The 17,095-nt window shown below is 75.1% G+C and carries 20 protein-coding genes; 4 read left to right on the top strand and 16 right to left on the bottom strand.

What is annotated here, in order from left to right:
• Positions 1-40: 40 nt before the first annotated feature.
• From CRP30_RS20045 to rpe, 8 genes are all read right to left on the bottom strand, one after another.
• Positions 41-493, bottom strand: coding sequence for an SSI family serine proteinase inhibitor (locus CRP30_RS20045; RefSeq protein ID WP_200814872.1), 453 nt, complete (start codon positions 491-493; stop codon positions 41-43).
• A gap of 13 nt (positions 494-506) precedes the next feature.
• On the bottom strand, positions 507-1,373 hold the full coding sequence (hisG, locus tag CRP30_RS20040) for an ATP phosphoribosyltransferase (RefSeq protein ID WP_097185788.1): 867 nt from the start codon (positions 1,371-1,373) through the stop codon (positions 507-509).
• A 94-nt stretch (positions 1,374-1,467) separates the two neighbouring features.
• Complete coding sequence (locus CRP30_RS20035; RefSeq protein ID WP_097185787.1) at positions 1,468-1,731, bottom strand: phosphoribosyl-ATP diphosphatase; 264 nt, start codon at positions 1,729-1,731, stop codon at positions 1,468-1,470.
• Positions 1,728-2,261 carry a 6,7-dimethyl-8-ribityllumazine synthase gene (ribH, locus tag CRP30_RS20030; RefSeq protein ID WP_097185786.1) on the bottom strand — a complete coding sequence of 178 codons (534 nt, stop codon included), beginning with the start codon at positions 2,259-2,261 and terminating at the stop codon, positions 1,728-1,730. The genes CRP30_RS20035 and ribH overlap by 4 nt, the downstream gene beginning before the upstream one ends.
• Positions 2,258-3,574 carry a bifunctional 3,4-dihydroxy-2-butanone-4-phosphate synthase/GTP cyclohydrolase II gene (locus CRP30_RS20025; RefSeq protein WP_097185785.1) on the bottom strand — a complete coding sequence of 439 codons (1,317 nt, stop codon included), beginning with the start codon at positions 3,572-3,574 and terminating at the stop codon, positions 2,258-2,260. Before CRP30_RS20025 ends, ribH begins: the two co-directional genes overlap by 4 nt.
• The gene (locus CRP30_RS20020) at positions 3,571-4,179 is read right to left on the bottom strand and encodes a riboflavin synthase (RefSeq protein WP_097185784.1); all 609 of its coding nucleotides are present in this window, start codon (positions 4,177-4,179) and stop codon (positions 3,571-3,573) included. The genes CRP30_RS20025 and CRP30_RS20020 overlap by 4 nt, the downstream gene beginning before the upstream one ends.
• Position 4,180: 1 nt before the next feature.
• Positions 4,181-5,269 carry a bifunctional diaminohydroxyphosphoribosylaminopyrimidine deaminase/5-amino-6-(5-phosphoribosylamino)uracil reductase RibD gene (gene ribD / locus CRP30_RS20015; protein WP_235003573.1) on the bottom strand — a complete coding sequence of 363 codons (1,089 nt, stop codon included), beginning with the start codon at positions 5,267-5,269 and terminating at the stop codon, positions 4,181-4,183.
• The gene (rpe, locus tag CRP30_RS20010) at positions 5,266-5,937 is read right to left on the bottom strand and encodes a ribulose-phosphate 3-epimerase (RefSeq protein ID WP_097185783.1); all 672 of its coding nucleotides are present in this window, start codon (positions 5,935-5,937) and stop codon (positions 5,266-5,268) included. The genes ribD and rpe overlap by 4 nt, the downstream gene beginning before the upstream one ends.
• A 110-nt stretch (positions 5,938-6,047) precedes the next feature.
• Between rpe and CRP30_RS20005 the strand changes: the two genes are divergently transcribed.
• The 4 genes from CRP30_RS20005 (at position 6,048) to CRP30_RS19990 (ending at position 8,520) form a co-directional block, all read left to right on the top strand.
• Entirely contained in the window at positions 6,048-6,659 is a 612-nt protein-coding gene (locus CRP30_RS20005) for a hypothetical protein (RefSeq protein WP_097185782.1), read from the top strand.
• Between the two features lie 101 nt (positions 6,660-6,760).
• Entirely contained in the window at positions 6,761-7,018 is a 258-nt protein-coding gene (locus CRP30_RS20000) for a WYL domain-containing protein (RefSeq protein ID WP_097185781.1), read from the top strand.
• Positions 7,019-7,090: 72 nt separating this feature from the next.
• Positions 7,091-7,879 (top strand): hypothetical protein, encoded by a 789-nt coding sequence (locus CRP30_RS19995; RefSeq protein ID WP_143278511.1) that lies wholly within the window; start codon positions 7,091-7,093, stop codon positions 7,877-7,879.
• An 86-nt stretch (positions 7,880-7,965) separates the two neighbouring features.
• A complete protein-coding gene (locus tag CRP30_RS19990; protein WP_097185779.1) occupies positions 7,966-8,520 on the top strand; it encodes a hypothetical protein in 555 nt (184 codons plus the stop codon).
• A 6-nt stretch (positions 8,521-8,526) separates the two neighbouring features.
• Here the strand turns inward: CRP30_RS19990 and CRP30_RS19985 are convergent, their stop codons facing one another.
• The 8 genes from CRP30_RS19985 to coaBC all read right to left on the bottom strand — a co-directional run bounded on the left by CRP30_RS19985 (position 8,527) and on the right by coaBC (position 17,079).
• Positions 8,527-9,894, bottom strand: coding sequence for an RsmB/NOP family class I SAM-dependent RNA methyltransferase (locus CRP30_RS19985; RefSeq protein ID WP_097185778.1), 1,368 nt, complete (start codon positions 9,892-9,894; stop codon positions 8,527-8,529).
• The gene (gene fmt, locus CRP30_RS19980; protein ID WP_235003572.1) at positions 9,891-10,880 is read right to left on the bottom strand and encodes a methionyl-tRNA formyltransferase; all 990 of its coding nucleotides are present in this window, start codon (positions 10,878-10,880) and stop codon (positions 9,891-9,893) included. The genes CRP30_RS19985 and fmt overlap by 4 nt, the downstream gene beginning before the upstream one ends.
• Positions 10,817-11,362 carry a peptide deformylase gene (gene def, locus CRP30_RS19975; protein WP_097185777.1) on the bottom strand — a complete coding sequence of 182 codons (546 nt, stop codon included), beginning with the start codon at positions 11,360-11,362 and terminating at the stop codon, positions 10,817-10,819. The genes fmt and def overlap by 64 nt, the downstream gene beginning before the upstream one ends.
• A gap of 70 nt (positions 11,363-11,432) precedes the next feature.
• Positions 11,433-12,122 (bottom strand): aspartate/glutamate racemase family protein, encoded by a 690-nt coding sequence (locus tag CRP30_RS19970; protein ID WP_097185776.1) that lies wholly within the window; start codon positions 12,120-12,122, stop codon positions 11,433-11,435.
• A 48-nt stretch (positions 12,123-12,170) separates the two neighbouring features.
• Entirely contained in the window at positions 12,171-12,389 is a 219-nt protein-coding gene (locus tag CRP30_RS19965; protein WP_097185775.1) for a hypothetical protein, read from the bottom strand.
• A 96-nt stretch (positions 12,390-12,485) separates the two neighbouring features.
• On the bottom strand, positions 12,486-14,441 hold the full coding sequence (locus CRP30_RS19960) for a primosomal protein N' (protein ID WP_097185774.1): 1,956 nt from the start codon (positions 14,439-14,441) through the stop codon (positions 12,486-12,488).
• A gap of 111 nt (positions 14,442-14,552) precedes the next feature.
• Positions 14,553-15,746, bottom strand: a complete 1,194-nt coding sequence (gene metK / locus CRP30_RS19955) for a methionine adenosyltransferase (RefSeq protein ID WP_097185773.1) — start codon at positions 15,744-15,746, stop codon at positions 14,553-14,555.
• Between the two features lie 106 nt (positions 15,747-15,852).
• Positions 15,853-17,079: a bifunctional phosphopantothenoylcysteine decarboxylase/phosphopantothenate--cysteine ligase CoaBC gene (gene coaBC / locus CRP30_RS19950; protein WP_097185772.1), complete on the bottom strand. Its 1,227-nt coding sequence runs from the start codon at positions 17,077-17,079 to the stop codon at positions 15,853-15,855.
• Between the last annotated feature and the right edge of the window lie 16 nt (positions 17,080-17,095).

Raw genomic sequence — 17,095 nt, 5'->3', positions numbered from 1 at the left:
CTGTCGATGTCCGCGCCGGCACGGCGCCTACTCCGGCGCCTCAGTCACCGAGGGCGGGCAACAACGGTCCGAGCCCGTCCCACTGCGCGATGCGGCAGCCGTCGGTGCGCGAGAACGTGCGGTCCACCGCTGCGGCGTCCCAGCGGCCCGTGACGCTCGCGGTCTGCGGGCCGCCGTACTGCTGGGTGCACGCGACGTCGTCGGGCAGCGGCGCGAACGGGTCGTCCAGCGTCTCCAGGTGGGCGCACGCGGCCGCAGGGTCCGGGTGTGCGGCGCCGTCGGTCCCGTCGCACACCAGCGTGTACGTCTGCGGGGCCGCGCCGTCCCCGGGGTCCACGGTGATCTGGAGCCAGCGGTCCGCGACGGAGCCGGTGGCTTCCATGGACGGGAACCGGGTGCCCGGGCCGTCGTCCTCCGAGCCGCAACCGGCGATCACGAGCGAGGCGGCGATCAAGGCCCGGCGCATCCGGCCCCCGCGCCGGGCGGGGGGCACGTGGGGGTCTTCCTCAGATCCGGGAGGCGTGGATGCTCGTGACGAGGATGGCGCGGGCGCCGAGCTCCCACAGCTCGTCCATGACCCGGTTGGTGTCGGCCTTCGTCACCATCGCCCGGACCGCGGACCAGCCCGGCGTCTGCAGCGGGCTGACCGTGGGGCCCTCGATGCCGGGCGTGATCGCGGTGGCCTGGGCCAGGATCTCGTTCGGGCAGTCGTAGTCGAGCATCACGTACTGCCGGGCCACGAGGACGCCGCGCAGCCGGCGCCGCAGCTGGGCCACGGCGGGGATCTCCTCGGCCCCCTCGCGGCGCACCAGGATCGCCTCGCTGGTCAGCACGGGATCGCCGATGATGCGCAGCCCGGCCGCCCGCAGCGTCGTCCCGGTCTCGACGACGTCGCAGACCGCGTCGGCGACGCCCAGCCGGCAGGCGGTCTCGACGGCGCCGTCCAGCTTCACCACGTCGGCCTTGATCCCCGACTCCTCGAGGAAGCGCAGCAGGAGCACGGGGTAGGCCGTGGCGATCCGCTTCCCGGCCAGCTGGTCCACCCGGTCGATGCCCGACTCCACGGGCGAGGCGAAGCGGAAGGAGGACCGCCCGAAGCCCAGCGACATGACCTCGACCGCCGCGGGGCCCTCCCCGTCGTCCGGCGCGGTCTCCAGCAGCATGTCCCGGCCGGTGATCCCGACGTCGAGGGTGCCGGCGGCGACGTAGACGGCGATGTCACGCGGACGCAGGTAGAAGAACTCGGTGTCGTTGTCCGGGTCGTAGACCGCGAGGTCCTTGGTGCTGCGCCGCTGCCGGTAGCCGCTCTCGGCGAGCATCTCGGCCGCGGGCTCGCTCAGGACGCCCTTGTTCGGCACGGCGATGCGCAGCACTCGAGGTCTCCTCGGACGTGAGATGACAGGGCGGCCCTCGAGCAGGGACCCGCGGCGCGCGGAGCGTGTCGTGGGGGCTCGAGGGTCCTTACATTCAGAGGTGAGCGTAGACGTCGTCGAGCGTCAGACCCCGCGTCAGCATGAGCACCTGCACCCGATAGAGGAGCTGGCTGATCTCCTCCGCCGTCCGCTCGCCCGACTCGTGCTCGGCGGCCATCCAGGACTCGGAGGCCTCCTCGACGACCTTCTTGCCCGCGGCGTGGACGCCGTCCCGCACGGCCTGCACCGTCCCCGACGCCGGGTCGGCGGCCGCCACCTTCGCCGACAGCTCCGCGAACAGCTCGTCGAAGGTCTTCATCGCCGGCCGTCCCGCATGATCCCGGCGGGCGACGCCGCGAAGCCGGTCGCCCGGGGCGGGACGCGCAGCTCCCGCAGGGTCAACGCCGTGGCGAGCGAAGCGATCGCGGCCTCCCAGCCCTTGTCCTCCGCCGATCCGGGCAGCCCCGCCCGGTCCCGCGCCTGGTCCTCGGTGTCGCACGTGAGAACCCCGTTGCCCACCGGCTTGCCGGCGTCCAGCGCCACCCGCGTGAGGCCCGCGGTGACGGCGTCGCAGACGTACTCGAAGTGCGGCGTGCCGCCGCGGATGACCACGCCGAGCGCGACGACGGCGTCGTGCCGCTCGGCCAGTGCCTGCGCGACCACCGGAAGCTCGACGGCTCCGGGTGCGCGCACGACCGTGGGGTCGGGGATGCCGCTGGCCCGCGCCGCCTCGAGGGCGCGCGCCAGCAGCTGGTCGGTGATCTCGGCGTGCCAGGTGGTGGCGACGATGCCGAGGGTCAGCCCGGCCGCCTCGACCGGCTCGACGACGGGCGCACCGCTACCACTCACAGCGTCTGCTCCTGCTGTCCGAGGGGCACGTCGGTGCCCGGCACGGTCGCCGGCGCGCCCGCCGTCTCCTCGAGGCTGGCCGGCGGCTCGATGATGTCGAGGAGGTGGCCCATCCGGTCGCGCTTGGTGCGCAGGTAGCTGAGGTTCTCCGCGGTGACGTGGCTGGGCAGCGACACCCGGCCCAGGATGCGCAGGCCGTAGCCCTCCAGCCCGGCCCGCTTCGCCGGGTTGTTGGTCAGCAGCCGCATCGTGTGCACGCCGAGGTCGACCAGGATCTGCGCGCCGGTCCCGTAGTCGCGCGCGTCGGCCGGCAGCCCGAGGTCGAGGTTGGCGTCCACGGTGTCCGCGCCGAGGTCCTGCAACTGGTAGGCCTGCAGCTTGTGCAGGAGGCCGATGCCGCGGCCCTCGTGGCCGCGGATGTAGAGCACGACGCCGCGCCCCTCCCGGGCCACGGCCGCCAGCGCGGCCTGCAGCTGCGGTCCGCAGTCGCACCGCAGCGAGCCGAACACGTCGCCGGTGAGGCACTCGGAGTGGACGCGGACGAGGACGTCCTCGCCGTCGCCGATGTCGCCGTAGACGAAGGCCACGTGCTCGCGGTCGTCGTAGGAGCTCGAGTAGCCGACGGCGGTGAAGACGCCGGGCGCCAGCGGGACGGTCGCCTCGGCGACCCGCTCCACGAGCTTGTCGAAGCGCTTCCGGTAGGCGATGAGGTCGGCGATCGAGACCATCACCAGGTCGTGCTCGTCGGCGAACACCCGCAGCTCCTCGCCGCGGGCCATGCCGGTGGGGTCCTTCTCGCTGACGATCTCGCACAGCGTGCCCGAGGGGCGCAGCCCGGCGAGGACGGCGAGGTCCACGGCCGCCTCCGTGTGCCCGGGCCGGCGCAGCACGCCGCCGTCCTTGGCGCGCAGCGGCACGATGTGGCCGGGGCGGCTCAGGTCCTGGGCGGTGGTGTCGGCCGCGGCGAGCGTCCGGATGGTGGTCGCCCGGTCCGAGGCGGAGATGCCCGTGCTGACTCCCTCGCGGGCGTCGACGGTGACCGTGTACGCGGTGCCGTGGCGGTCCTGGTTGACGCGGAACATGGGCGGCAGGTCCAGCCGGTCGGCGTCGGCCTCGGTGACCGCCACGCAGATGTAGCCGGAGGTGTACCGGACCATGAAGGCCACGAGCTCCGGGGTGGCGAGCTCGGAGGCGAAGATCAGGTCGCCCTCGTTCTCGCGGTCCTCGTCGTCGATGACGACGACGGGCCGGCCGCTCTTGATGGCGGCGATCGCGGTCTCGATCGAGTCGAGCCGTCCCAGCGGCGTGGTCATCGTGATGCCCCCAGCAGTCGTTCCACGTACTTGGCGATCACGTCGACCTCCAGGTTGACGGGCTCCCCCGGGGCGCGCGCGCCGAGCGTGGTCTCCCGGAGGGTGGTGGGGATGAGACTGACCTCGAACCAGGGCTCGGGGAGGTCGGCGGCACTGACCGCGCTGACGGTGAGGGAGACGCCGTCGACGGCGATGGAACCCTTCTCGACGACGTAGCGGGCCAGCCCGGACGGCAGGGCGATCCGGACGACCTCCCAGTGCTCGCCGGGGTCGCGGGCCAGGATGCGGCCGACGCCGTCGACGTGGCCCTGCATCATGTGCCCGCCCAGGCGGGTGTGCGGCGTGACGGCGCGCTCCAGGTTGACCGGCTCGCCGGCCCCGGCGCGGCCGAGGCTGCTGCGGGACAGCGTCTCGGCCATCACGTCGGTGCTCCACACGTCGCCGGACACCCCGGTCACGGTGAGGCAGACGCCGTTGACGGCGATGGAGTCACCGAGGGAGACGTCCTCGAGCACGCGCGTGGCGCGGATGCGCAGGACAGCGGCATCCGACTGGTCCTCGCGGACCACGAGGGTGCCCACCTCTTCGACGATCCCGGTGAACACCTCAGCTCCCTCCGTCCGCGTGCTGGTCCCCACCAGTGTGCCGGGTGGGGCGCAGCCGGATCTGCACGTCCCCGCCCAGCGGGAGGAGATCGACGATCGAGAAGGACAGCGCTCGGGCCATCGTGCTGATTCCCAGGTCCCCCACGAGTGAGGCGCCGGCGCCCAGCAGGCTGGGTGCGAGGTGCACGACGGCCTCGTCCACCAGCCCGGCGCGGAGGAAGGCAGCGGCCAGGGTGGGACCGCCCTCCAGGAGGACCCGTCGGACGTCGCGGTCGAAGAGCTCGGCGAGCAGCGCCTCCGGGGTCCCGGCGCGGCTGACGAGCGTGGGAGCCGCATCGTCGTGCAGCCGCGCGGTTGCGGGCACCCGTCCGCGGCGGTCGACGACGACCCGCAGCGGCTGGTGCCCGGAAGGCCGCCCGTCCGCGTCGCGGACGGTGAGCTGGGGGTCGTCGGTCAGCGCCGTCCCGGAACCGACGACGACGGCGTCGCAGGTGGCCCGCAGCCGGTGGACGGCGGCGCGCGCCACCTCGCCGGTGATCCAGCGGCTGGTGCCGTCATCGGCGGCGACCCGGCCGTCGAGGGTGGCCGCGACCTTCCAGACGACGAACGGCCGGTGCTCCCGGACGCCGGTCAGCCAGGGCGCCAGCGCACCGTGCTCCGCCTCCGCCTGCCCGACGCCGAGCTCGACCTCGATGCCCGCGGCCCGCAGGCGGTCGGCTCCCCCGCCGGCGAGCTCGGTCGGCTCGGGCACGGCGACCACCACGCGGGCGATCCCGGCGGCGATCAGTGCGTCGGCGCACGGGCCGGTGCGTCCGGTGTGCGCGCACGGCTCGAGGGTGACCACGGCGGTGCCCCCGCGGGCCCGCTCGCCGGCCTGCGCCAAGGCGACGACCTCCGCGTGCGGACCCCCGGGCGGCCGGGTGGCCCCCTCCCCCACCGGCGTGCCGTCGGCGGCGAGCACGACGGCGCCCACGGCCGGATTGGGACTGGTCGTGCCGAGGACGGCGGCGCCGAGCTCGCGCGCCCGCTGCATGGCGCTGGACTCGCGCGCCCGCTGCATGGCGCGGGACTCGGCGGAGGTGGCGCTCACCCGCGGATGGCCGCGGCGGCCTGCTCGCGCAGGGCGGCGATGGCCTTGTCCGGGTCGTCGGCGCCGTAGACGGCGGACCCTGCCACGAACATGTCGACGCCGGCCTCGGCCGCCTGCTCGATGGTGTCGGCGTTGATGCCGCCGTCGATCTCGACGATCAGCGTCAGGTCGCCGGCGTCGACCAGCCGGCGGGCGGTCCGCACCTTGGTCAGGACGTCGCTGATGAAGGACTGCCCCCCGAAGCCCGGCTCGACGCTCATGACCAGCAGCGTGTCGAAGTCCACGAGCACGTCCAGGTGGTCCTCCAGCGGCGTCCCCGGCTTGAGCGCCAGCCCGGCCAGCGCACCGGCGGCCCGGATGTCGCGGGCGACGCCGCGGGGGTCGGTGCAGGCCTCGGCGTGCACCGTGACGTTGCGCGCCCCGGCCTCGGCGTACTCCGGCGCCCAGCGCTCCGGATCCTCGATCATGAGGTGGCAGTCGAGCGGGACGGGGCTGACCGCCTGGACCGCCTTCATGACGGGCAGGCCGAACGTCAGGTTGGGGACGAAGTGGGCGTCCATGACGTCGAAGTGCAACCAGTCCGCGCTCGCGACGCGGGCGGTCTCGTCCGCCAGCCGCGCGAAGTCCGCCGACAGCAGGCTCGGCGCGATCTTCGGTTCACGGGGCACGTCTGCGGAGTCTAGGTGGGGCCCCGGCAGGCGGTTTCCCTCGCGCGGGTGTAACCCCCGGACCGGGCGGGCCCCTAGCCTCCGGTCATGCAGCCGCCCCGGACGTCGTCGTGGACCTGAGCACCGGTGTGGCCGTGCGGCTGGCCGCCCTCTGCCTGACCGACGGCGGCCGGTTGCGGGACTTCGACATCTGGGACACGGCCGCCCGCGGGGCCCTGCTCGTCGACCTGGCGCGCGCCGGCCGGCTGGTCGACGAGGCCGCCAGCGTCGCCATCGACACCACCCCCACCGGCTTCCTGCCCGCGGACCGGTTGCTGGCCGCCATCGAGGTGGAGCCGGAGCGTCCGCTGGTGTGGTGGCTCGACAACGGGGGCGTCCGGATGGAGGACGTCGCCGACGCCGCGGTCGAGGCCGGCCGCTGGGCCGTCCGGCGCACCCTCGTGGGCCGTCGCTACGACGACCTGGACCACGCGGACGTGCCCGACCCCGCCGACGGGGAGCGTCCGGACGACGTCCCACCCGAGGCCGCTGCGGTCGCCGCGCTGGCCACCGCGTGCGGCGCGTCGGGACGCCGTCCTGAAGCGCCCGCGGAGGAGGACCTGGCGACTGCCGGTCCGCTGCGGTGGATCTGCGAGACGGTGACCAGCCACCTGCAGGACGCCCAGCGGCGCAACCTCCGCGCGGCCGGTGCCGCGGACGGCACCGGCTCCCCCTACTACTGACCGGGCAGGAGGCGCTTCGCTCCCCGCGCGCTCCCGGGAGGCGACGTCGCGGCGTTCGTGAGGGCGCGGTTCACGGGTTCGGCGGGCGCCGACGCCTGGCCGTGCTCCGGGGTGGTCGAGCTGGACCTGCCCGCCGCCGAGGTCCCCCGTTCGCGCTCGACGGGCTCGTCGAGGCGATCGACGACGGGCGCTGCCGGCTCTCCCTCGGCGCCTGGTCGTGGGTGGGGCCGGCGGCGACGATCGGCCGGTTCGACACCGGGATCCACGTGGTCGGCCCGCCGCAGCTGGCGGAGGCGTTCGCCACGCTGTCCACCAGGTACGCCGCCGCCGCCACAGCCGGGGGTACAGCTCCGCACTGACGGGGGACGGCGCTCACCCGGTCGGGTGCTCGCCGCGCGGAACCGTCCGCTCGAGCCCTACCGTCCGTGACCGTGCGCCCCCGGCCCTCCCCTCTCGATCGACGGCCGACCTGGCCGTCGGGGGATCCGCTGACCCAGAGTGAGCTCGACGCCGGCCTCGGGCCCGCCGGGGCCCTGGGGACGTTCCCGCCCTCGGGGAACCGGGTGCACGACGAGGCGGCCCTCGACGGGACGGACATCGACCGGGCGGACATCGACTGGGTGGAGGTCGAGCGCCGCGGCCGGCGGGCCGGTCTCCTGCTGCCGACGCTGGTGATCGCGCTGGGCTCGTCGCGCGTGCTGCTGACCGACGACTACGCGGGGCTGCACGGCACCGCGGCCCGCTGGCTGCTCGGCGCCGTCGTCGTCCTCGTGCTGGCCCTTCAGCTCGCCGCGGAGGTGGTGCCCGGGCTCCGCGCCCGCCGCGCCACCGCGGCGCGGGTGGAGCACGCGCTGCGCGCGCACGCCGACCCGGGTCCGGGGCTGCGCTCGCGCGTGGACGTGCTGGCCCGCCGCACGGTACGGGTGCGCTGGGTGGGGCGGGCGCTGCCCGTCCTGCCGCTGTCGGTGCTGGTGCAGGCCGACTGGCAGCGTGCGACGGCGCTGCCGGCCGTCGCCGTCCTCCTGGTCGCCTACGCGGCGCTGGCCGGGTGGCACCACCGGCAGACTGCAGCCGCGGCGCGGTGGATCGCGCAGCCGGTGGGCCCGCCGCGGACGGCTCCTCCGGTCCCGTGGTGGGAGCCGTGGCTCGGCGGACGCCGGCTGCTGGGCCTGGCGGCGGCGTACGTGCTCGTCGTCGTCGTCGTCACGGTCGCTCTCTGAGGCGCCCGGTCAGCGGTCGGACAGGGCGATCCACTCGGCACAGCCGAGATCGCGCCCCGCCACCCGGCCTGGCTACTCTCCGCCGGATGAGCGACGGAACGGTCGGCACTCCGCCGGAGCCGCAGATCGACTGGAACGCCGCCGTCCGCCGGGAACGCCGCCGCGAGGCCGGCACGTTCGCACTCATGCTCGTGGCTTTGGCGGCGTTCCTGCCGCTGCGGTTCGACCCCTCCAGCACATCGGACCGGCCATTCGTGGTCATCGTCGGCCTCCTGGTCCTCGCCGGATCCTGCGGCGTCGCCGGGTGGCTCTGGGGAGGAGCCGGCCCCCGCCGGACCGATCGTCATCGGTCGCTGTACGCCCTGCTCGAGCACGTGGATCCTGGCGTCGGACTCCGCGGACCGACCCATCTCCTGGCCCGTCGACAGGCACCGAACCGCTGGTTGTTCTGGTTGCCATCCGCTGCTCTGATGCTGCAGACCGTCGAGGGGCGTTGGAGCGAACCCGCGGTCGCACTGCCGTCCGCGGCGATCTTCTTCGCCTGCCTGGCCGCGGTCATGTGGCGCATGAATCGGCTGGGTGTGGCGGGGCGACGATGGTTGGACGAACCTCCTGTGCCGATCAGCTTCGAGGACGTCTGACCGGCATCAGCGGGTGCGGCGGAGCAGCGCCATGAACATGGCGTCCGTGCCGTGCCGGTGCGGCCACAGCTGCGCGTAGTCCCCGCGCGCGATGCCCGGCACCTCGGGGAAGAGCGGCGCCACCGGGAGCACCTCCACGTCGTCGCGGGCCGCGGCGACGTCGACGACGGCGACCGTCTCCTCGGTGTGCGGTGAGCAGGTCACGTAGGCGACCACTCCCCCGGGCCGCACGGAGGCCAGCGCCCCCGCGAGCAGCTCCAGCTGCAGCTCCACCAGCGGAGCGACGTCCGCCTCGGTCCGGCGCCAGCGCACCTCCGGCCGGCGGCGCAGCGCGCCCAGCCCGGTGCACGGGGCGTCGAGCAGCACGCGGTCGAAGGAGCCGGCGGCCCACGGCGCCTCGCGGCCGTCGGCGGCCAGCACCTCGACGTCGGCCTCGCCCGCCAGCGCGGAGCGCACCAGCTCCGCCCGGTGCGGCGCCCGGTCGGCCGCGGTCAGCCGCACGCCCTCGGGGCGGACGGCGGCCAGCAGCCCCGCCTTGCCACCGGGACCGGCGCACATGTCCAGCCACGCCTCGTCCCGGCCCTCCATCGGTGCGCGGGCGAGCAGCAGGCCGGCCAGCTGGCTGCCCTCGTCCTGCACCGCGGCGACACCGGAACGCACCGACGCCAGCCGTCCGGGATCGCCGCCGTGCAGCCGCACCGCGTACGGCGACCACGGCCCCGCTTCGCCGCCGGACTCCTCGACCAGCGCGGCGCGGTCGGTCCGCCGGGCCACCAGGTGCACCTCCGGCGCGGCGTCGTCGGCCGCCAGGGCGGGCTCCAGCTCCTCGTCCCCGCCCAGGGCGTCCCGCCAGGCGTCGACGATCCACCGCGGGTGGTTGGTGGCGAGCGCGAGCCGCTGCTCGTCGTCGCCGCCGAGCGTGGTCAGCCACGCCGCACGGTCACCGCCGGTCGCGACCTTGCGCAGCACCGCGTTGACCAGCCCGGACGCGCCGGTGCCCACGATCGCGCGGGTGAGGTCCACGGTGGTGTCGACCGCCGCGTGGGACGGGACGCGGAGGTCGATCAGCTGGTGCGTCCCCAGCCGGAGCAGGTCGAGGACGCGCGGGTCGAGATCGGCGAGCGGACGGGACACCAGCGTCGTCAGGATGGCGTCGAGCGTCCCCCGCGCACGCAGCGTCCCGTACGCCAGCTGGGTGGCGAAGGCGGCGTCGCGCTCGTCCAGCTCGAATCGCTCGCGCAGGAGCTGGGGCAGCAGCAGGTTGGCGTAGGCGTCCCGGGAGGTGACGCCGTCGAGCACGTCGTAGGCGGTCAGCCGGGCACCGTCGAGCGGCCGCTTGCGCGCCGCCGGGTGCCGCTTCCTCGGCGGCGTCACTGCCCGACCCGCTCGCCGGCCGCGGGGCGGGCGCCCCGCGCCCAGTCGGCCGCGGGGAACATCCGCTTGCCCGCGGGCTGCACGTCCCCGAGCCGGACCGCACCCCGCCCCGTGCCCACGAGGACGCCGTCGGCGTCGACGAGCAGCCCGCCTGGTTCCAGCGCGACAGCGTCGGCCACGGGGACGACGGGCCCCAGGCGCAGCCGGTCGCCCCGCCAGGTGGTCCACGCCCCGGGAGCCGGGGTCACCCCGCGGACGCGACGGTCGACGACGTGCGCCGGCAGCGCCCAGTCGACCCGGGCGTCCGCGGTCTCGACCTTGGGCGCCAGGCTCACGCCCTCGGCCGGCTGCGGATGCGCGACCAGGCTGCCGTCCGCGATCCCGTCGAGGGTGGCCACGAGCAGCCCGGCACCGCTGACCGCGAGCCGCTCCAGCAGGTCTCCGGCGGTGTCCCGCGCACGGACGGGCTCGGTGACCGTGCCGAAGACCGGCCCGGTGTCCAGGCCCGCCTCCAGCAGGAAGGTCGAGGCACCGGTGATCTCGTCACCGGCCATGATCGCGTGCTGCACCGGCGCCGCCCCCCGCCAGGCAGGGAGCAGGGAGAAGTGCAGGTTCACCCAGCCGTGCGCGGGCAGGTCGAGCGCGGCCTGCGGCACCAGCGCTCCGTAGGCGACGACGGGAGCGCAGTCGACGGCCAGTGCGGCCAGCTGCTCGAGGAACTCCGGCTCACGCGGCGAGCGCGGCTGCAGGACCGGCAGGCCCGCGGCGTCCGCGGTCTCCGCCACGGGTGACCGGCTCATCTTCCGGCCCCGCCCCGAACGGGCGTCCGGACGGGTGAGGACGGCGACGACCTCGTGCTCGGAAGCCAGCAGCGCCTCCAGCGATCGGACGGCGGGTGCCGGGGTGCCGGCGAACAGGAGCCTCAGTGGGGGCTCACCTTCACGACCGGGGCGGGTGCCGGCAGCCAGGCCGCCATCCCCGCCCACTCGGCCGCCTCGAGCTCCGCCAGCGCGGCCGCCCGCGCGTCGGGATCGAGCCGGTCGACGAACAGCACGCCGTCGAGGTGGTCGGTCTCGTGCTGGATGGCGCGCGCCAGGAGCTCCGAGCCCTCCACCCGCACCGGGTCGCCGTGCATGTTCCAGCCGGTGGCCACCACGTGCAGGTGCCGGCGGCAGTCCCACCGGTACCCCGGGATCGACAGGCACCCCTCGGGACCGTCCTCGGTCTCCTCGCCCACCGGCGACACGTCGGGGTTGACCAGGTGGCCGACCTCGCCGTCGACGTACCAGGTGAACACCCTCAAGCCCACGCCGAGCTGTGGGGCGGCCAGGCCGGCGCCACCGGCGGCGTGCATGGTCTCGGTCAGGTCGTCGACGAGCGCGCGCAGCTCCGCGTCGAAGTCGACGACGGGCGCGGCGGGGGTGGTCAGCACCGGGTCGCCGAACAGCCGGATGGGGGTGACGCTCACCCGACGATCGTAATCGGCTCCCGAACGGCCTCCCGCCACGAGCGTGCGAGGGGTGGGGAGACGGGGTTCCTCACGTGAGCGCGGCCCGGACGGCGGCAGCCACGTGCAGCGCCGTCGTGGGGAAGGTCGGGACGGGGACGTCGTCCGGCCCGATGAGCAGCTCGATCTCGGTGCAGCCGAGCACGACCCCCTGCGCCCCGCGGTCGACCAGCCGGTCGATCACCTCCTGGTAGGTGCGGCGCGACCCCTCCCGGACGATGCCCCGCACGAGTTCCTCGAAGATGACCCGGTGCACTGCCGCACGGTCGGCCGCGTCGGGGACGACCACCTCCAGGCCGGCGGCGGAGAGGCGGTCGACCAGGAACGGCTGCTCCATGGTGTAGCTGGTGCCGAGGAGGCCGATCCGGCTGAGCCCGGCGGCGGTGACGGCCGCGGCGGTGCTGTCGCCGATGTGCAGGAAGGGAACGTCCAGGGCCGCGGTCACGGTGCCGGCGACGGTGTGCATGGTGTTGGTGCACAGGACCACCAGGTCCGCACCGGCCGCCTGCAGCGACCGGGCGTCCGCGGCCAGCAGATCTCCGGCCCGGGCCCAGTCACCGGCCACCTGCAGTCGCTCGATCTCGGCGAAGTCCACCGACAGGAGCACGCACCTGGCGGAGTGCAGGCCGCCCAGCTGCTCGCGCACCGACTCGTTGAGCAGGCGGTAGTACAGCGCGCTGCTCTCCCAGCTCATCCCGCCCAGCAGGCCGATCGTCTTCACGGGCGCATCCTGGCAGCCCCCGCGCGCCCCGGGGGCGGGCGGAGCCGATCAGGAGGAGCCGGCAAGCTCCAGCGTCGCCGTGGCGCCCATGCCCTGCTCCCCACCGCCGCTGGGATCGTCGTCGCCGCCGATGCGGGTCAGCGCCACGATCACGGCGACGACCACGATGAAGGCCAGGAACGCCAGCAGGATCTTGAGCCCACCGCGCTTGAGGTCGCCGGGACGGGGGCCGTCGCCCGTGTTGGGCTGGGGATCGGTGGCGGTCACGAGAGCTCCTCGGGGTCGGCCGGGTGGGAGCTTCTGGCTTGAACTCTCAGGGGCCCTGTGCGCCTACCCCGCGTCCGGACCGCTGACACGCTCCGGTCAGACGAGCTCGAGGGGGTCGAGCTGCACGCGCACGTGCTCGAGCGCCTTCTTGGCACTGCGCACCCCCTGTACCTCGGTGAGCGCGTGCGCGAGCGCACCGCCCTCGCTGCGCGGCACCCGAACCAGGAAGCGCTCGCGCTCTCCCTCCTGCCCGGGTCGTGGCCGCTCCGGAACGGGCCCCAGCAGGTCCGCGCCGTCGGGCAGGCGCAGCGCGTCGAGGAACTCCGCCAGCGCCTCCGGGGACCCGGCGAGCGAGGCGATGCGGGTCGCGGGCGGGAAGCCCAGCTCGCGGCGGTCGGCCAGCTCGCGCGCCGCCAGCCAGCCCGGGTCCCAGCGCACCAGCGCCTGGACGACGGGATGCGCGGCGTCGGCTGCGACGATCACGTGCCCTCCGTCGGACGCGGGCCGCACCAGGGCGGCTGCGTTCATCCAGCGGCGCAGCGTCTCCTCCCCCGCGCGCAGGTCCGCGCGGCCGAGCAGGGCCCACGAGTCCAGCAGCAGCGCGGCGCCGTACCCGCCCTCGGCCACCGGTTCGGCACCGGGCGTCGCCACGACGAGCGCCGGACCGCTGGGGACGGTCGCGAGCACGCCGCTGGTGCTGCCCGAGGTGCGCACGGAAGCGCCCGGGAAGGCCCTGGCCAGCTCCTCGGCGGTCCGGGACTCACCCACGACGGAGGCGCGCAGCTTCGTGCCGTGGCAGTGCGGGCAGTCGAAGGTGGCCGCCGGGCGCGCGCACCATCGGCAGGCCGGTATGCGGGCGCCCCCGGGGCCGGGCCGCGGGGAGATGCCCAGTGGCCCCGCGCAGTGCGCGCACCGGGCCGGCGCCCGGCAGCGGGCGCACGCGAGGGACGGCACGTAACCCCGCCGTGGCACCTGCACCAGGACCGGCGTGCCGGCCGCCAGCGCCCGCCGGGCCGTCTCGTGCGCGAGCGAGGGCAGCCGCGCCGAGCGGGCGGCGGGATCCCGGGCCAGCTCGAAGTCCTCGCCGAGCGCCCGGACCCGGGGGGCGGCGGCCCGGAGGACCGCCCGGTCGGCCACCAGCTCGTGCGCCCACCCCGACTCCACCAGGAGGGCCGCCTCCGCCGTCCGCGAGGTCCCGGCGACGACCGCGGCGCAGTTGTCCAGCCAGGCCCGCTGCACCAGGACGTCGCGGGCGTGCGGATAGGGGGCGCGCTCGTCGGAGTGCAGGTCGTCGCCGTCGTCCCACACGACGACCAGGCCGAGGTCACGGACCGGGGCGAACATCGCGGCGCGGGTGCCGAGCACCACCTGGGCAGCCCCCCGTGAGGCGGCCAGGAACTGCCGGTATCGCTTCTCCGGCGAGTCGTCTGCCCGCAGGACCGTGTACGCGTGGGCCGGAAGCAGGCGGGCCGCGGCGGCCGTGAGCCGGTCGAGGTCCTTGCCGTCGGGGACGACGACCAGCGCACCGCGGCGCCCGGACAGCGCGGCCCGGCACAGCTCGACCAGCCGGGTGGGCCAGTCCTCACCGGGCAACGCCGTCCACACCGCGCGCGCCGGCCGGCCCTCGGCCAGCGCCTCCAGGAGCGCCGGGCCGGCCTGGTACCGCGCGAAGCCGGCCGGGTCGGGCGGATCGGGCAGGTGGTCAGGCGTCGGGGTCGGCCGCTTCTCGGCGGCGGCGCGGCGGGGCGGCAGGGCCAGGCGCAGCACGTCGCTGGCAGTGCCGGCGTAGCGATCGGCGACGGTCCGCACCAGCTGGGCGACCTGCGGGGTCAGGACCGGCTCCCCCGACGGCACGTGCGACAGCGGCTGCAGGGAGCCGGCGAAGTCGGTGCTGTCGCCGAGCTCCCAGACGACGCCGTCGACCAGGCGGCCGTGGAAGCGCACGCGCACGCGGCAGCCGGCCTGCACCGTGTCGGCCAGCTGGTCCGGGACGGCGTAGTCGAACGGGCGGTCCAGGTGCGCCAGGGGCACGTCGACGACGACCCGGGCCACCCGCGGAGTGCGTGGGGGGCCCGGGTCGTCAGCGGGCTCGATGGCCCCGGTGCAGGGGCCCGACACGAGCTTGCGAGTGTTGGGGGGCAGCGGGGTCCTTCAACAGTGCGGTTACTGACCCACGGCCGAGCGCAGGGCGTCGACGCGGTCCAGGCGCTCCCACGGCAGGTCGATGTCGGTGCGGCCGAAGTGGCCGTAGGCCGCCGTGGGGGCGTAGATCGGGCGGAGCAGGTCCAGGTCGCGCACGATCGCGCCGGGGCGCAGGTCGAACACGGTGCTGATGGCCTTCTCCAGCACGTCGTCGGCGACCGTGCCCGTGCCGAAGGTCTCGACGAACAGGCCGACGGGGTGCGCGGCGCCGATCGCGTAGGCGACCTGCACCTCGCAGCGCTTGGCCAGGCCCGCGGCGACGACGTTCTTCGCCACCCAGCGCATCGCGTAGGCCCCGGAGCGGTCCACCTTCGACGGGTCCTTGCCCGAGAACGCGCCGCCACCGTGGCGGGCCATGCCGCCGTAGGTGTCGACGATGATCTTCCGGCCGGTCAGCCCGGCGTCACCCATCGGACCACCGATGACGAACTTGCCCGTCGGGTTCACCAGCAGGCGGTAGCCGTCGGTGGGCAGGCCGAGGGCGGCCAGCTCCGGCTCGACGACGAGCTCCTGGATGTCGGGGCTGAGCAGCTGCTCGATGGAGATGTCCTCGGCGTGCTGCGAGGAGACGACGACGGTGTCGACGGCGACCGGCTTGTCGTCCTCGTAGATCACGGTGACCTGGGTCTTGCCGTCGGGGCGCAGGTAGGGCACCGACCCGTCCTTGCGCACCGCCGACAGGCGACGTGCCAGTCGGTGGGCCAGGGCGATGGGGAGCGGCATGAGCTCCGGGGTCTCGTCGGTGGCGTACCCGAACATCAGGCCCTGGTCGCCGGCGCCCTGACGGGAGATCTCGTCCTCGTCCGTGTGCGTCCGCGCCTCGAAGGCGGTGTCGACGCCCTGGGCGATGTCGGGCGACTGCGCCCCGATGGACACACTGACACCGCACGAGGCGCCGTCGAAGCCCTTGCGGGAGGAGTCGTAGCCGATCCGCAGGACCGTGTCGCGGACGATCGATGCGATGTCGACGTACCCGCCGGTCGTCACCTCGCCGGCGATGTGCACCTGGCCCGTGGTGATCATGGTCTCGACGGCGACGCGGCTGCGCGGGTCCTGCGCCAGCATGGCGTCGAGGATCGAGTCGCTGATCTGGTCGGCGATCTTGTCCGGGTGGCCCTCGGTTACCGACTCGGACGTGAAGAGACGGCGTGACATGTCGGTACTCCTGGGTCGGTGGGATCGCGCGGCAGACCGGTGGATGCACGGCTCCGGGGCACGTTACCCGGCGGAGACCCCGCGGCGGCAGCCGCGGGGGAACGGCCTACCGGGGAGGCGGAGGAGGCAACTGTGGCGTGATCGTGGTCCAGATGCCCGCCGCGACGGCGTCCTTGCTGCCGTGCGGCACCGCGGCGGCCGATCCGTCGGCCGCCAGGACGACCACCGAGTTCTCCGACCGGCCGAACACCTGGCCCGCCGACACGTCGTTGACCACGAGCAGGTCGCAGCCCTTCCGGGCCAGCTTCGCGCGGGCGTGGGTGAGCACGTCGCCGTCGGCGTCGCCCGTCTCCGCGGCGAAGCCGACCACCAGCTGGCCGGCCGGTCGGGAGCCCACGAGCTCCGCGAGGACGTCCGGGTTGCGCACGAGGGCCACCGAGTCCGGCTCGCTCGCCGAGTCCTTCTTCAGCTTGGCGCCCGCGACGGTCGCCGGCCGGAAGTCCGCCACCGCTGCGGCCATCACGACCACGTCGGCATCCTTCGCCTCGGCGTGCATCGCGGTCCGCAGCTCCTCGGCCGTGCCGACGGCGACCACCCGGACGCCGAACGGAGCCGGCAGCTCGACGTTCGCCGCGACCAGGACGACCTCCGCGCCGCGGGCCGCGGCCACCCGGGCCAGCGCGTAGCCCTGCTTCCCCGAGGACCGGTTGCCCAGGTAGCGGACCGGGTCCAGCGGCTCGCGGGTCCCTCCGGCGCTGATGAGGACGCGACGGCCGGCGAGGTCCTGGGCGAGCGCCTCGGCGCCGTGCTCGAGGACGACGGTGGCCAGCGCCGCGATGTCGGCGGGCTCGGGCAGCCGGCCGGGGCCGGAGTCCGGACCGGTGAGCCGGCCGACGGCGGGCGGCAGCACGACGGCGCCGCGCCGCCGCAGCGTGGCCACGTTCTCCTGGGTCGCCGGGTGCAGCCACATCTCGGTGTGCATGGCGGGCACGAACACGACCGGACAGGAGGCCGTCAGAAGGGTGGCCGTCAGCAGGTCGTCGGCCCGGCCCATGGCCGCCCGCGCGAGCAGGTCGGCGGTGGCCGGCGCGACCACGACGAGGTCGGCCCCCTGCCCGATGCGCACGTGGGCGACGTCGGGGACGTCGGACCAGACGTCGGTGGTGACCGGGTTGCCCGACAGCGCCTCGAACGTGGCGGCACCGACGAAGTGCAGGGCCCCCGGGGTCGGGACGACGCGGACGTCGTGGCCGGCCTCGGTGAACGCCCGCAGCACGAAGGCGGCCTTGTAGGCGGCCACGCCCCCGCTCACACCCAGCACGATGGAACTCACGACGTCATCCTCCCAA

It is taken from the genome of Blastococcus haudaquaticus (assembly GCF_900230285.1).
Classification (GTDB): domain Bacteria; phylum Actinomycetota; class Actinomycetes; order Mycobacteriales; family Geodermatophilaceae; genus Blastococcus_B; species Blastococcus_B haudaquaticus.
Note: the sequence above shows the minus strand (reverse complement) of the source record. Positions and strands in the feature narration are given on the sequence as shown.